Origin of the sequence: Actinoplanes sp. NPDC048791 (assembly GCF_040650095.1) — a bacterium.
GTDB lineage: Bacteria > Actinomycetota > Actinomycetes > Mycobacteriales > Micromonosporaceae > Actinoplanes.
This window is the reverse complement of record NZ_JBEZGQ010000014.1, coordinates 14601-27286: the sequence shown is the minus strand read 5'-3', so window position 1 is coordinate 27286 and position 12686 is coordinate 14601. Positions and strand designations below refer to the sequence as shown.

The 12686-nt window shown below is 70.6% G+C and carries 17 protein-coding genes and 2 tRNA genes; 11 read left to right on the top strand and 8 right to left on the bottom strand.

Annotated features, from left to right (window positions below; genetic code table 11):
• The 4 genes from AB0C29_RS02805 to AB0C29_RS02790 form a co-directional block, all read left to right on the top strand.
• The coding region (locus AB0C29_RS02805; RefSeq protein ID WP_360814324.1) for a DUF3566 domain-containing protein at nucleotides 1–483 on the top strand (483 nt) is incomplete at its 5' end.
• Nucleotides 484–582: 99 nt separating this feature from the next.
• Nucleotides 583–659: transfer RNA gene (locus AB0C29_RS02800), tRNA-Ile, on the top strand.
• Between the two features lie 38 nt (nucleotides 660–697).
• Complete coding sequence (locus AB0C29_RS02795) at nucleotides 698–826, top strand: DLW-39 family protein (RefSeq protein ID WP_360546700.1); 129 nt, start codon at nucleotides 698–700, stop codon at nucleotides 824–826.
• Nucleotides 827–840: 14 nt separating this feature from the next.
• Nucleotides 841–916: transfer RNA gene (locus tag AB0C29_RS02790), tRNA-Ala, on the top strand.
• Between the two features lie 56 nt (nucleotides 917–972).
• Here the strand turns inward: AB0C29_RS02790 and AB0C29_RS02785 are convergent.
• The 3 genes from AB0C29_RS02785 to AB0C29_RS02775 all read right to left on the bottom strand — a co-directional run bounded on the left by AB0C29_RS02785 (nucleotide 973) and on the right by AB0C29_RS02775 (nucleotide 3003).
• Complete coding sequence (locus tag AB0C29_RS02785) at nucleotides 973–1785, bottom strand: ThiF family adenylyltransferase (RefSeq protein WP_360814322.1); 813 nt, start codon at nucleotides 1783–1785, stop codon at nucleotides 973–975.
• A gap of 379 nt (nucleotides 1786–2164) precedes the next feature.
• Nucleotides 2165–2482 (bottom strand): hypothetical protein, encoded by a 318-nt coding sequence (locus tag AB0C29_RS02780; protein WP_360814320.1) that lies wholly within the window; start codon nucleotides 2480–2482, stop codon nucleotides 2165–2167.
• Between the two features lie 101 nt (nucleotides 2483–2583).
• Complete coding sequence (locus tag AB0C29_RS02775) at nucleotides 2584–3003, bottom strand: GNAT family N-acetyltransferase (RefSeq protein WP_360814318.1); 420 nt, start codon at nucleotides 3001–3003, stop codon at nucleotides 2584–2586.
• 162 nt (nucleotides 3004–3165) lie between these two features.
• On the opposite strand from AB0C29_RS02775, the gene AB0C29_RS02770 reads away from it, so the two are divergent.
• From AB0C29_RS02770 to AB0C29_RS02760, 3 genes are all read left to right on the top strand, one after another.
• Nucleotides 3166–3684 carry a helix-turn-helix domain-containing protein gene (locus AB0C29_RS02770; protein ID WP_360814316.1) on the top strand — a complete coding sequence of 173 codons (519 nt, stop codon included), beginning with the start codon at nucleotides 3166–3168 and terminating at the stop codon, nucleotides 3682–3684.
• A gap of 89 nt (nucleotides 3685–3773) precedes the next feature.
• Nucleotides 3774–5060 (top strand): cyclopropane-fatty-acyl-phospholipid synthase family protein, encoded by a 1287-nt coding sequence (locus AB0C29_RS02765; protein ID WP_360814314.1) that lies wholly within the window; start codon nucleotides 3774–3776, stop codon nucleotides 5058–5060.
• 139 nt (nucleotides 5061–5199) lie between these two features.
• Nucleotides 5200–5595 (top strand): NUDIX hydrolase, encoded by a 396-nt coding sequence (locus AB0C29_RS02760; protein WP_360814312.1) that lies wholly within the window; start codon nucleotides 5200–5202, stop codon nucleotides 5593–5595.
• Between the two features lie 6 nt (nucleotides 5596–5601).
• On the opposite strand, the gene AB0C29_RS02755 is transcribed toward AB0C29_RS02760, so the two are convergent.
• Complete coding sequence (locus AB0C29_RS02755) at nucleotides 5602–6012, bottom strand: hypothetical protein (protein ID WP_360814311.1); 411 nt, start codon at nucleotides 6010–6012, stop codon at nucleotides 5602–5604.
• 81 nt (nucleotides 6013–6093) lie between these two features.
• Between AB0C29_RS02755 and AB0C29_RS02750 the strand changes: the two genes are divergently transcribed.
• Both AB0C29_RS02750 and AB0C29_RS02745 read left to right on the top strand, forming a co-directional pair.
• Nucleotides 6094–6654 carry a YbaK/EbsC family protein gene (locus AB0C29_RS02750; protein ID WP_360546714.1) on the top strand — a complete coding sequence of 187 codons (561 nt, stop codon included), beginning with the start codon at nucleotides 6094–6096 and terminating at the stop codon, nucleotides 6652–6654.
• 294 nt (nucleotides 6655–6948) lie between these two features.
• Nucleotides 6949–7470: a GNAT family N-acetyltransferase gene (locus AB0C29_RS02745; RefSeq protein ID WP_360814309.1), complete on the top strand. Its 522-nt coding sequence runs from the start codon at nucleotides 6949–6951 to the stop codon at nucleotides 7468–7470.
• A gap of 70 nt (nucleotides 7471–7540) precedes the next feature.
• Here AB0C29_RS02745 and AB0C29_RS02740 read toward each other — a convergent pair whose 3' ends face one another.
• Genes AB0C29_RS02740 through AB0C29_RS02725 form a run of 4 tightly spaced genes read right to left on the bottom strand, consistent with a single transcriptional unit; the run spans nucleotide 7541 to nucleotide 10839 of the window.
• Nucleotides 7541–8182 carry a DsbA family oxidoreductase gene (locus tag AB0C29_RS02740; RefSeq protein ID WP_360814307.1) on the bottom strand — a complete coding sequence of 214 codons (642 nt, stop codon included), beginning with the start codon at nucleotides 8180–8182 and terminating at the stop codon, nucleotides 7541–7543.
• Nucleotides 8179–8646 (bottom strand): SufE family protein, encoded by a 468-nt coding sequence (locus AB0C29_RS02735; protein WP_360814305.1) that lies wholly within the window; start codon nucleotides 8644–8646, stop codon nucleotides 8179–8181. The genes AB0C29_RS02740 and AB0C29_RS02735 overlap by 4 nt, the downstream gene beginning before the upstream one ends.
• Nucleotides 8647–8670: 24 nt before the next feature.
• Nucleotides 8671–9063 carry a CBS domain-containing protein gene (locus AB0C29_RS02730; protein ID WP_360546719.1) on the bottom strand — a complete coding sequence of 131 codons (393 nt, stop codon included), beginning with the start codon at nucleotides 9061–9063 and terminating at the stop codon, nucleotides 8671–8673.
• Nucleotides 9064–9114: 51 nt separating this feature from the next.
• The gene (locus tag AB0C29_RS02725; RefSeq protein ID WP_360814303.1) at nucleotides 9115–10839 is read right to left on the bottom strand and encodes a proline--tRNA ligase; all 1725 of its coding nucleotides are present in this window, start codon (nucleotides 10837–10839) and stop codon (nucleotides 9115–9117) included.
• A gap of 130 nt (nucleotides 10840–10969) precedes the next feature.
• Between AB0C29_RS02725 and AB0C29_RS02720 the strand changes: the two genes are divergently transcribed.
• Nucleotides 10970–11743 (top strand): SGNH/GDSL hydrolase family protein, encoded by a 774-nt coding sequence (locus AB0C29_RS02720; RefSeq protein WP_360814301.1) that lies wholly within the window; start codon nucleotides 10970–10972, stop codon nucleotides 11741–11743.
• Between the two features lie 5 nt (nucleotides 11744–11748).
• Nucleotides 11749–12648, top strand: a complete 900-nt coding sequence (locus AB0C29_RS02715; protein ID WP_360814300.1) for a sulfurtransferase — start codon at nucleotides 11749–11751, stop codon at nucleotides 12646–12648.
• Nucleotides 12649–12686 lie beyond the last annotated feature (38 nt).

Sequence of the window (12686 nt, the reverse complement as noted above, 5' to 3'; positions counted from 1 at the left end):
GGCAACGCGGCCGCCAGCGGTTCCGCCGCTGTCGGTGCCGCCCGGGTCTCCGAGGCGGTCCGTTCCGCGCGCTCGACGGTGACGTCGGCCGCGGCGCGTGGCCCGCGCCGGGCCCGGCTGAACCTCAAGCGGATCGACCCCTGGTCCGTGATGAAGTTCGCCTTCGCCGTGTCCGTGGTCCTGTTCATCGTCGTGGTCGTGGCCACCTCGGTGCTGTACCTCTCGCTCGACGCCATGGGCGTCTGGCAGACGGTCAACAACAGCCTGCAGAGCCTGGTGAACACCACCGGCGGCGGCACCGAGGCCGCGACGGCCGGCGGCGGCTTCCGCATCACCGCCTGGGGCGTCATCGGCACGTCGATGCTGATCGGCGCGGTCAACGTGGTGCTCTTCACCGCACTGGCCACGCTGGGCGCGTTCATCTACAACGTGTGCGCCGACCTGGTCGGCGGCGTCGAGCTGACGCTCGCCGAGCGCGACTGATCCACCCCGATCGTGGTAGCGGCCGCCGTGTCCGGCACGGCGGCCGCCCCCAATTTTGGGTAGCGCCACGGGGTACGGTAATCTTCGTGTCGCTGTCACGGGGCTATAGCTCAGTCGGTTAGAGCGCAGAGCTGATAACTCTGAGGTCGCTGGTTCGATTCCAGCTAGCCCCACCAAGCACCACCTCCCGCCGCAGATGTAAGGGGATCCAGCCATGCTGAAGAAGCTCCTGATCGTTGCCGGCGTCGTCGGCGCGGCGGCCCTGGTCGTCAAGAGGGTCAAGGCCTCCAGCGACGAGCGCGCCCTCTGGCACGAGGCGACGACGGCGCCCGACCTGCGCTGAAGCCCCACCTACCGGGGGCCCTAGCTCAACTGGCAGAGCACCGCCTTTGCAAGGCGGGGGTTAGGGGTTCAAGTCCCCTGGGCTCCACCACAATCGCCTGACGCAGTGCGTGATAGCCGCTCTGTTCCTTCGGCCAGCTGGCCGCATCAACCCTCAGCGGCGTCTGCTGTCAGCAGCAGGAAGTCGGCCATGACGTCTTGTGCCGCTTCGACCATGTGTCCGCCGTTGGCCGTCCTGCACCCTGCGGCCTGCGCGGCCGCGAGGAACGGCGTCACGCCGTGCCCGGCGATCACATCACCCACGAACATGGCTGAGGTCAACAACGCCGGATCGACGGGAAGGGGGTCGCCGTCGTCCATGCCCAACGGGGTCGCGTTGCACACGACATCGCAGCCGGTGGGATCCGGCGGCCCGGCGCTCACCCGGCCCCGGCCGAGATCGTCGACGAGCTTCAGCAGTGTGGCGACCCGCGACTCGTCGGCGTCATGGATGACGAGCTCACCGACCCCCGCCTCCAGCAGAGCGATGGCGATCGCGCTGCCGGCGCCTCCCGCTCCGACGAGGAGCACCCTCGCCCCCTCCAGCTGAGCCCCATGGTCGCGCTGGGCCTTCACGAACGCGAGTCCGTCGAGCATGTCGCCGTGCCAGGTCCCATCCGGATTGCGGCGAATGACGCTCACCACGCCGAGCATCCTGGCGCGTTCAGAACTCGTGGCGCAGTGCGCGAAGGCGGTGAACTTGTGCGGCATGGTGACGAGGATGCCGTCCACGTTCAGCGCCGCCGTGAGACCCGCCATGACGACGTCGAGATCCCCGGCCGGCACCTGCATCGGGACACAGAGGCCATTGTGGTCCCGCTGTGCGAACGTGCGGGTGAGGCGTGTCGGGGACTCGACGTACCTGATCGGATCACCGATGATCGGAAACAGCCGCGTAGCGCCACTGAGACGGTCGGACATCTCGATGCCTGCCCCTTCTTGTCGTCAGCTCCAACCCTCAGGAGCGCTCACGGGCAGCCTAGGGGCGTCGCCTCCGGCGGGCAGAGCCTCCGGGGCCGTGCCGGGGGCGACCTGCGGCCAGCTCGGGAAGCCTCAGCCCGCCAGATCGGCCCGGGCGTAGCCGTCCAGGGCCGAGGCCCACATCCGCGAGATCATCCGACCCATCGGGCTGTGATGCAGCAGGAACAGCAGCGGCCGCTGCGAGATGCGGGCTCCCGTGCTGTCCCACTCGACGTGTAGCGCGGCGCACCTGCCCGGGCGAGGCCTTCGTCTCCAGGTCGAATCGCATTCTGTGATCCGAGCACACAGACGTGGGAGCGTCCATCGGGCTTCCCGCAGATCACTGGAGTGGGGGCGACCCTTCTGCACTCCGCACGCGCTTTCGCCATCGGTGGTGGCGCCAGACGGCGGCTGTCACGGCCACGGCGAAGAGCAGCGCGGTCGTGCCCTTCCAGGCGCGCTCGAACCACCACCGGTTTTCGCCGAATGCCGCGTCGCCGGCCATCATGAGCCAGATCCCCGGCCAGGCCCACTGCCAGCCGCGTGGCCGGGAGAAGGTGTCGGGCGGGTCGGAGAGGCCGACATAGACAGCGAACGCGGCGCCGCCGACCACGACGAGCGGAATTCCGAAGCGCCAGACGAGGTCCCATAGCGACACGAGGCGATCATGGCATCCCGACTGCTCGCGCGGGGCCCTCGATCTGGTCATCCCACGACTCCACTGTCCCGGCGACCTTCTCCGGTCACCTCTCGTCCGGGCTACGAAGGCGGCTCCCAGATGAGGATCTGGCGGTGGTGGCTGAAGCCGTTGCGCAGGTAGAAGTCGACTGCGCGGCGGCCTGAGTGGACGGTCACGTGCTCCAGCTTCCGGCGTACGGCCTCGGCCAGGATCGCGGTCATCAGCGCGGCGCCGATGCCCTGGTTGCGGTGTTCCTCGCGGACCATGACCGACTGGACGTCGCCGTACCAGCGGTTCTGCGACTCGTGACCGGGGACCCGTTCCGCGACGTGCAGCCAGGCGCTGCCGACCACGGACCCGTCGACCTCGGCGACGAACGGCAGGTGCGTCTCAGCGTGGGCTGTCATCCAGCCGGCGAATGGCCCGACTTCGTCCGGTCCGAGCTCACGCAGTTCCGCCAGTGCTGCCACATCCGCCGCACCGGCCATCCGCACGATCATCTGGCGAAGTTTACGGGCTGTGCGCCGAGCGCCGCCCGATCCATTCGTGACGCTCCCACCGCAAGCGGCTGCCTCGTGAAAGAGTCAAGAGCCGTTCGGTTGTTGCGGTGGGTCGGTGCTCCCGGTCAATATCCACGTGTGACGATGCGCACACGAGAGTGGATGACGACTGGCGAGGCGGCTGTGCTGCTGCGTTCGTCGCGGGCGCATGTGGTTGACCTCTGCCTGCGGGGGCTGCTGCCGTACGTGACGATCAGCTCGCGGCGGCGCATCCGCCGCTGCGACGTCGAGGCCCTGATCCAGCCGCGGATGGATCGGGACCAGCTCGAGACGCTGTGGCTGCACCGGGCCGTCGCCGGCCGGCTGGTCCGCAATCCCCGGGCGGTGCTGGCCGCCGCCGCGATCAACCTGCGACGGCTGCGGCGGATCCATCCCGAGGGCCGGGCGTGGGAGTGGCTGGACCGGTGGGACGCCGTGCTGGACCAGGGGGTCGAAGCGGTGCTGGAGGCGCTGACCTCGTCGGCCGCCTACGCCATCGAGCTCCGGGAGACGTCGCCGTTCGCCGGGATTCTGCCCGAGAGCGAACGGCGGGCGGTGGTGGCGGCGTTCGCCGAGAGCCGCCGGGACCACGCCCGGTCGATGCCGCCGGAGAAATTCGAGCGGGTGCTGCGCAGCGTCTGACTGACTCGTGCGTCACAGCCTCTTCTGGCCGGAGGTTGCCGGGTGAATAGTTAGCTCTACTAAGATCCTGTCGGCATCCGGGAGGTTCGATGCCTTCTTCCACCGCCGCCCAGCTGCGCGAACTGCTGGAAAACCTGCTGCAGTCGCCCTTGCCGGTCCGCCTCCGCGCCTGGGACGGATCAGAGACCAGCCCCACGGGTACGCCGATCCTGATCATCCGCAACAGACGGGCCCTCCGCCGGCTGATCTGGCGGCCCGACGAGCTCGGCCTGGCCCGGGCGTACGTGTCCGGCGACCTCGACGTGGAGGGTGACCTGTACGACGCCCTCGGCCGGCTCGCCGCGCTGATCTTCCGCGGTGCCGACGTCCACGGGCTGCCCAAACGTGCCGTCGCCGCTGAGCTCGTACGCCTGGGTCTGCTCGGACCGCAGCCCAAGCCGCCGCCGGAGGAGATCGCGATGCGCGGCTCGCGGCACAGCCGGGGCCGCGACCGTCAGGCGATCAGCCACCACTACGACGTCGGCAACGACTTCTACCGGCTCGTCCTCGGCGAGACGATGGTCTACTCCTGCGCCTACTGGACCAGCACGGACGCCGGCTACCAGCTGGCCGACGCGCAGCGCGACAAGCTCGACCTGATCTGCCGCAAGCTGGAACTCAGACCGGGCATGCGGCTGCTGGACGTCGGCTGCGGCTGGGGTGGGCTCGCGCTGCACGCGGCCCGCGAGTACGGCGTCGACGTCGTCGGCATCACACTGTCGGCGGAGCAGGCCGACCACGCCCGCAAGCAGGTGGCCGAGGCCGGACTCACCGCGCACGTCGAGATCCGGATCCAGGACTACCGCGACGTCGACGACGGCCCGTTCGACGCCGTCTCCAGTGTGGGCATGGCCGAGCACGTCGGCACCGGCCCGTACGCCGAGTACGCCGCCATCCTGTTCCGGCAGCTCAAGCCGGGCGGACGGCTGCTCAACCACCAGATCGCGGCCCTGCACCCGGCACCCCCGGCGGAACGGAAGCGGCGCTCCTTCATCGACGCGTACGTGTTCCCGGACGGGGAGCTGGCGCCGGTGGGGACGACGGTGTCGCTGCTGGAGGAAGCCGGCTTCGAGGTGCGGGACGTGCAGGCGTTGCGCGAGCACTACGCGCGGACATTGCGGGCGTGGATGGCCAACCTGGAAGCGAACTGGTCGACGGCCGTACGGCTGGTGGGGGCGGGACGGGCCCGGGTCTGGCGGTTGTACATGGCGGCTTCGGCGATGTCGTTCGAGCAGGCGCGGATCGGGGTCAACCAGGTGCTGTGCGTACGGGCGCACCGTGACGGCACCAGCCACATGCCGCCGACCCGTAGGGAGTGGTTGGGTGCATCGATGTGACCGTTGCCACGTTGGGTGGTGCCCGGCTCGGCCGGCCCTGAGAAAGCGCCGGTCGGAGGGGTCGACAGGGCCGGGAGACAGGCATCCTGGCCGGATGCCCGTGACCATGCGGCCACGGTCTGACAGTTAGCCTTCATTCGTGAGTGGACGGAAGCGAGCCGCGGCCATCATCGTGCGGGACGGCCGGGTATTGATGGTGCACGAGCGCAGCCTGCGGGACGGCAACCGGGAATGGTGGACGCTGCCCGGCGGCGGCATCGACCCCGGCGAGACCGCCGAGGATGCGGTACGCCGTGAGGTGCTCGAAGAGGTCGGCCTGGTGGTCAAGGAAGCGCGGTACCTGCTGGACACGCCGTACCCGTCGGGGATGACGTCGGTGTTCGCGGTGACCGTGGCGGACGGTGAGCCGCAGCTCGGGGCGCACGTCGGTGGTCCGCTGCCGGTCGGGCTGGACTGGGTGCCGCTGCCCGACGTACGCCCGGACGGGCCCGGCCTGCCGATCCCGCCGATGATCGTCGCGCTGCCGGTGGACTGACCCCGGCTACTGGTCGGCGGCTGCGGTCTCCGGGGCCGGCGACGTGATCGTGCGGCGGCGTTCGAGGACGAAGTAGGCGCAGCTCAGCGCGTACCCCAGAGTCAGCAGGGCACCCACGGCCCGGACCATGATCGGCGCGACGGCCAGGAGCGTCATGCTCAGCGCACCCACCGCCCAGCAGGCGAGCAACGCCGTGTTGATCGTGTCCTGGGCGGCCCAGCCGCCGGCGCTGCGGCGGCGCGCCTGCCGCTGGATCTCCGTCAGGAGCGCGTGGCCCATCCCGCAAGCGAGCAGGCCGAGCAGCACGGTGGCGAAGACGGAGTGGGCGCCGCCGGCCACCGCCGCGACGGCCGTGCCGCCGGCCAGCAGAGCGAGACCACTGACGGTCCCGACCCGTGCGCTGCGTCTCTCCTCCACACCCACTGACAGTCGGCAAGATCTCGCCCGGCCTGAGGAGCGGGGTGACTTCCTGGTTATCCGAGGGCGGTTCGGGGGAGGATGTCCGACGTGATCGGAACCCTGAAGCTCGAACCCGCGATGTCCCGGCTCGACCTGCTCGCGGCGCCGGTCGCAGCCGCGCTGGAGGTGTGGCCGGCGGAGGCACCCATCGACGGGGACCAGGTGCTGGTCGCGCCCATCGACGCGGACCTGGCCGACACGGCCGCTTTCTGCGAGGCGTACGGCGTGACGCTCGGGGAGTCGGCCAACTGCGTGATCGTGGCGGGCCGCCGCGGTGAGATCACCCGGTACGCGGCCTGCGTGGTCCTGGCGACCACCCGCGCCGACGTGAACGGGATCGTGCGCCGGCACCTCGACGTGCGCAAGGCGAGCTTCGCGCCGATGGACGACGCGGTGCGGCTCACGGGCATGGAGTACGGGGGCATCACGCCGATCGGGCTGCCGCAGTCGTGGCCGGTGCTGGTCGACGCGCGGGTGGTCGCGACACCGCACGTGATCATCGGGTCCGGGGTGCGGCACAGCAAGATCGCGATTGCGGGGCCGGCGCTGGGGGCGCTGCCCGGCGCCGAGGTGATCGACGGACTCGCCCGCGAGATCTGACCGCGACGTGCTCCGAGCGCGCTGGGTGGTCGACGGCGCGGCCGCGAGATCTGACCGGGTGGTCGACGGGCTCGCCCGCGAGATCTGACCGCGATGTGCTCCGGGCGCGCTGCGTGGTCGACGGCGCGGCCGCGAGATTTGGTCGCGGGGTGATCCGGGCGCGCAGAGTGGTCGACGGGGTCCGCCCGCGAGATCGGGCCGAGTCGTGATCGTGGCGCGCTGGGTGGTCGATGAGCGTTGACCGGGCGAAGAATTGGGTGGACCGGCCGGCGCGGTCCTGGTTCGGTCGGAGGCGTGATACAGATCCGGCCGACCCGGCCCGCCGACCTGGCCGTCATCCAGCGAATCGAGCATGCCGCCGGTGAGCTCTTCCGCGCCATCGGCATGAGCGCCATCGCCGATGACCCGGATCCCACCATCGAGGTCCTGACCGCCTACCAGCGCGCCGGTCTCTCCTGGGTGGCTGTCGACGACTCCGACCAGCCGATCGCCTTCATCCTGGTCAAGCGGATCGACGGCAGGGCACACATCGAGCAGGTCAGTGTCCATCCCGACCACGCCCATCAGCGGATCGGCCGCGCTCTCATCGACCACCTCGAGCGCTGGGCCGCAAGCCAGGGCCTGCCCGCCCTCACCCTGACGACCTTCCGCGATGTGCAGTGGAACGGCCCGTACTACGAGCGGCTCGGCTTCACCGTGCTGCCGGGCGCCGAGCAAGGCCCCGAGCTACGGGCGCTGATGATCGAGGAAGCCGAACACGGCCTGGACCCTGAGCTCCGAATCGCCATGATCCGCCCCATCCACAACGATCAATAGCGTTTCACGTGAAACAGTGAGCGGTGACAGGGTGAGCGGTGAAAAGGGTGAGCGGTGAAGCACGGACGGCTCATCGAGGGGAGTCGACGGCCTCTCGCCGGGCGATCTCCTCCAGCGCCGAACGCAGGGCCGCCGGCTCCTGCGCGCCCTGGATGACGAACCTCCGGTCGACCACGTAGGTCGGCACGCCGGTGATCCCCAGCTCGCGAGCCTCGGCCAGATCGGCGTTCACCGCATCCGTGCCGGCCGGCGTGGCCAGGTAAGCGAACGCCGCCCGTGCGTCCAGCCCGATCGAACCGGCCAGCTGGGCCAGCACGGCGTGCGAGCCGAGGTCGGCACCCTGCGCGAAGTGCGCGTGCTGCAAGGTCTCGATCATGTTGAGCTGCAGCTCCTGCGCGGCCGCCCAGGCCACCAGCCGGTGCGCGTCGAACGTGTTGGCCGCCACCGCCCGCTCGTAGTCGAGCGCCAGCCCCTCCCCGCGGACGACCTCCGTCACGTGCGCGATCATCTGGTCGACCTGCCGCGGGTTGCCGACCTTGGCCGTCATCGCCTGCCAGATCGGTACCGGCATCGGGACCGGCGCAGGATCGAGCTGGTACGCCCGGAAGGTCATCGACGCGCCCCCGGGGAAACCGAGCAGCACCGCCTCCAGCCGGCGCTTGCCCAGGTAGCACCAGGGGCAGACGAGGTCGTACCAGATCTCTATGTTCAAGATTGCTCAGTCCGGTCAAGGGCGGCGGCGGGGCGGTCGGGTGGGGACTGCTCGCGGATCTGGCGCTTGAGCCGCCCGAGGATCGCCGTGCCTCCGCGGATCCGCAGCGGACTGATCGCCGTGGCCAGCCCCATCCGGTTGTAGAGGTCGTCCGGCACCGCCAGGATCTCGCTGGTCGACGCGCCCTCCAGGCCCTCGGCGAGGATGCCCGCGAAGGCTCGCGTCGTCGGCGCCTCGGGCGGGCAGTCGAAGTAGGTGCGGACCGTGTCGTCGGGCTGCACCTCGGCGCGCAGGAAGAACTGTGTCTGGCATTCCGGCACCTGTTCCATGCCCTCATGGCCGAGGGAGTCAGGCAGCGGGGGCACCGCGTCGGAGAACTCCAGCAGCATCTCCAGCACCACGTCGCGCGGCGCGGAGGCGAAGTCGTCCACGATCTCGGCCAGTTTGGCAGGCATGTCGCTCACGGATCCGACCTTACGTCGAGGGGGTCAGGCCGCGGCCGAGGTCGGCAGGAGGGCCAGATCACTGAGGCTGATGATGCCGACCACGTTGCGGTCCGCGTCGCAGACGAGCAGCCGGCGGACGCCGCGCTCGCGCATCGCCTGGACGGCCTCGTCCACCCCGGCCGACTGCTCGATCATGATCAGCTCGTGGGTGGCGATCGAGGCCAGGGTCGTCGACTTCGGTGGCCGGCCGTCGGCGATGGCCCGGACCACGATGTCGCGATCGGTGACCAGCCCGGAGATGGTCGGGCCCGCGGTCACCACGACGTCGCCGATGGACTGGTCGCGCATCGCCTGCGCCGCCTCGTCCAGCATGGTGTCGCCCGGCAGGTAGACCACCCGCCTGGTCATGACCTCAGCGACCGTGGTCCTCGCCATGTGTGGTGACCTCCCCGTTCTCGTGTCACTCGTGCCCAGCCCGTACCCGTGCTATCCGATCGTTACACGCGCCACGTCGGCGATCGGTACGTCGTGTCGCTCGTCCGTGCGGCGGTCGCGGAACTCGGCGTACCCCTCGGCCAGCCGGCGGCCGACCACCACGATGCGCCGGATGCCGATCAGCTCGGCGTCGGTGAACTTCACGCCGGCCGAGAGCTGCGGCCGGTCGTCGACCAGCACCCGCAGGCCCTGGGCCTCCAGCTCTGCGGCCAGGGTGAGGGCGGCGTCGATCTGACCGCCCTTGCCGGCCGCGATGACGTGCACGTCGGCCGGGGCGACCTCGGCCGGCCAGAGCAGGCCGCGGTCGTCGTGGTGCTGCTCGGCGACGGCGGCGACCGCGCGGGAGACCCCGATGCCGTAGCTGCCCATGGTCGGGCGCACCGGCTTGCCGTCCGCACCGAGCACGTCGACCGAGAAGACGTCGGTGTAGCGGCGGCCGAGCTGGAAGATGTGCCCGATTTCGATGCCGCGCCGGATGGCCAGCTCGCCCTCGCCGCAGGCCGGGCAGCCGTCGCCGGCGCGGACCTCGGCCGCCTCGATCGTGCCGTAGGGGGTGAAGTCGCGGCCGGCGACGACCGAGGTCGCGTGCCGGCCGGGCTCGTTGGCGCCGGTGAGCCAGGCGGTGCCGGGCGCTACCCGGGGGTCGGCGAGATAGCGCAGCTCGAGACCCTGCGGGCCGATGTAGCCCTTGACCAGGTCGGGCCGGGCGGCGAAGTCGTCGAACATGGTGGCGGTCGCCGGGCTCAGGGCCGCGTCCAGCCGCTTGAGGTCGACCTCGCGGTCACCCGGCACGCCGATGACCAGGAGGCTGTCCTCCCGGCCGGGGTGGTGCACGGTGACGACCACGTTCTTGAGGGTGTCAGCCGCGGTCCAGTCGGTGCGGCCGTCGAGGGACTGCTTGTTGGCCAGCTCGACGAGCGCGGCGATCGTCGGGGTCTCCGGAGTGTCATGGACGGTCAGCGGGTGGTGCTCGCGCTCGGGGACAGCGGGCACCGGGGTCACCACGGCCTCGGTGTTGGCCGCGTAGCCACAGGTGGTGCAGGCCACGAAGGTGTCCTCGCCCACCTCGGATGTGGCGAGGAACTCCTCCGAGGCCGAGCCGCCCATCGCTCCGGACATGGCGGACACGATGGTGTGGTCGAGGCCGAGGCGGTCGAAGATGCGCTGGTACGCCGCGCGGTGCCGGGCGTACGACTCGGCCAGGCCGGCGTCGGAGAGGTCGAACGAATACGCGTCCTTCATCAGGAACTCGCGGCCGCGCAGCAGACCGGCGCGCGGGCGGGCCTCGTCGCGGAACTTGGTCTGGACCTGGAAGAGGATCAGCGGGAAGTCCCGGTAGGAGCTGGTCATGTCCTGCACCAGCAGGGCGAACATCTCCTCGTGGGTGGGCGCCAGCAGGAAGTCGGCGCCGCGGCGGTCCTTGAGGGTGAACAGGTCGTCGCCGTACTCGGTCCAGCGGCCGGTGACGTCGTAAGGCTCGCGCGGGAGCAGGGCCGGGAAGGACACCTCCTGGCCGCCGATCGCTGCCATCTCCTCGCGGACGATCGCGGTGATCCGGTCCAGCACCAGCTTGCCGAGCGGCAGCCACGTGTAGCCGCCCGGAGCCGAGCGCCGGATGTAACCGGCCCGCAGCAGCAGCCGGTGACTCGGCACCTCCGCCTCGGCCGGCTCCTCGCGCAGGGTCTTGAGCAGCATGGTGGACATCCGCAGCAGCATGCGACGAAGCCTAGAAGCCACCACCGACAGGAATCATCCGGTTATCCGGTGTCGCCAGCGTCACGCTGACGCGCGGCCGGGCCGGTGCAAAACTGACTGAAGCGGCTCCACGGAACGGGGGAAACGGGCCATGAGCTGGAACAACTTCGTCGCGCTGGGCGACAGCTTCACCGAGGGCATGGACGATTCGTACCCGGACGGCACCTACCGCGGGTGGGCCGACCTGGTGGCCGCCCGGCTCGCCGTCGACGCCGGCCCCGGCTTCGGTTACGCCAACCTCGCCGTCCGCGGCAACGTGCTCGGCCAGGTCCTCGCCGAGCAGCTGGACCCGGCCCTGGCCATGCGGCCGAGCCTAGTGAGCTTCGCCGCCGGGGGCAACGACATCCTGCGCCGCCGGGTCGACGCGAACGGCCTGGTGCACAAGATCGACCCGGCCATCGCGCAGCTGCGGGCCGCCGGTGCCGACGTGATCCTGTTCCGGTTCGCGGATGTCACCGCCCACCTGCCCGGCCAGCGCATCGTCGGGCCCCGGGCCGCCGCGCTCAACGACGGCGCCCGCGAGCTGGCCGACCGGCACGGCGCCATTCTGATCGACCTCTTCGCCGACGACGCGTTCCACAATCCGCTGCTGTGGAGCTCCGACCGACTGCACCTGTCCGCGGCCGGGCACCGCCGGGTCGCCGCGCACGTGCTCGACGCCCTCGGTGTCGGTGTCGACGATGAGTGGCTGCTCGTGCCGCCGATGCCGGCACCCACCCCGTGGCTGCTGGCCCGCGGCGCCGACCTGCGCTGGGCCGGGCAGCACCTCGCACCCTGGATCAAACGGCGGCTCGCCGGCGCCTCCTCCGGTGATCTCGTGACGGCTAAGCGTCCCGAGCTGCGCCCCATCGAAGCGATAGCGTGAGTGACATGTCAGTAGAGAACGATCCGGCGCCGGCCCTGCAGGCGTACGCCCACCCCGACAAGCTGGTCACCACCGAGTGGCTCGCCGCCCACCTGGACACCCCCGGACTCGTGGTCGTCGAGTCCGACGAGGACGTGTTGCTCTACGAGAGCGGCCACATCCCCGGCGCGGTCAAGGTCGACTGGCACCTCGAGCTCAACGACCAGCTCACCCGGGACTATCTCGACCCGGCCGCGTTCGCCGCGATGTGCGAGGCCAAGGGCATCGGCCGGGACGACACGATCGTGTTCTACGGCGACAACTTCAACTGGTGGGCGGCGTACGCCCTCTGGGTCTTCAGCCTCTTCGGGCACCGCGACGTGCGCCTGCTCGACGGCGGCCGGCAGAAGTGGGTGGCCGAGGGCCGCGAGCTGACCCGCGACCGCACCGAGCGGGCGGCGGCGACCTATCCGGTGCCGCAGCGCGAGGACGGTCCGCTGCGCGCGTTCCGGGACCAGGTCATGGCCCACATCTCCAGCGGGCGCCCGCTGGTCGACGTGCGCTCCCCGCAGGAATACACCGGCGAGCTGACCCACATGGCGGCGTACCCGCAGGAGGGCGCGCTGCGCGGCGGGCACATCCCCGGTGCGCTCAGCAAGCCGTGGAAGTCGGCGGCCAACGAGGACGGCACCTTCAAGCCGGCCGACGAGCTCACCAAGATCTACCGGGACGAGCTGGGGCTGGAGACCGGTGACGACGTGATCGCGTACTGCCGGATCGGCGAGCGGTCCAGCCACACCTGGTTCGTGCTGCACCACCTGCTCGGCTATCCGCAGGTCCGCAACTACGACGGCTCCTGGACCGAGTGGGGCAACCTGGTGCGTGCCCCCATCGCCAAGGGCACCGAGCCGGGCGGCCTCTCCTGACGGTCGGCGTGGCGGCCTGACTGCCCGCGTGGCGGCCG

Bases quoted from the DNA above. Each gene is read 5' to 3' on its own strand.
- AB0C29_RS02795 (WP_360546700.1), top strand. From the start codon at position 698: ATGCTGAAGAAGCTCCTGATCGTTGCCGGCGTCGTCGGCGCGGCGGCC.
- AB0C29_RS02785 (WP_360814322.1), bottom strand. From the start codon at position 1,785: ATGTCCGACCGTCTCAGTGGCGCTACGCGGCTGTTTCCGATCATCGGT.
- AB0C29_RS02775 (WP_360814318.1), bottom strand. From the start codon at position 3,003: ATGATCGTGCGGATGGCCGGTGCGGCGGATGTGGCAGCACTGGCGGAA.
- AB0C29_RS02770 (WP_360814316.1), top strand. From the start codon at position 3,166: ATGACGACTGGCGAGGCGGCTGTGCTGCTGCGTTCGTCGCGGGCGCAT.
- AB0C29_RS02765 (WP_360814314.1), top strand. From the start codon at position 3,774: ATGCCTTCTTCCACCGCCGCCCAGCTGCGCGAACTGCTGGAAAACCTG.
- AB0C29_RS02750 (WP_360546714.1), top strand. From the start codon at position 6,094: ATGTCCGACGTGATCGGAACCCTGAAGCTCGAACCCGCGATGTCCCGG.
- AB0C29_RS02730 (WP_360546719.1), bottom strand. From the start codon at position 9,063: ATGGCGAGGACCACGGTCGCTGAGGTCATGACCAGGCGGGTGGTCTAC.
- AB0C29_RS02725 (WP_360814303.1), bottom strand. From the start codon at position 10,839: ATGCTGCTGCGGATGTCCACCATGCTGCTCAAGACCCTGCGCGAGGAG.
- AB0C29_RS02720 (WP_360814301.1), top strand. From the start codon at position 10,970: ATGAGCTGGAACAACTTCGTCGCGCTGGGCGACAGCTTCACCGAGGGC.
- AB0C29_RS02715 (WP_360814300.1), top strand. From the start codon at position 11,749: ATGTCAGTAGAGAACGATCCGGCGCCGGCCCTGCAGGCGTACGCCCAC.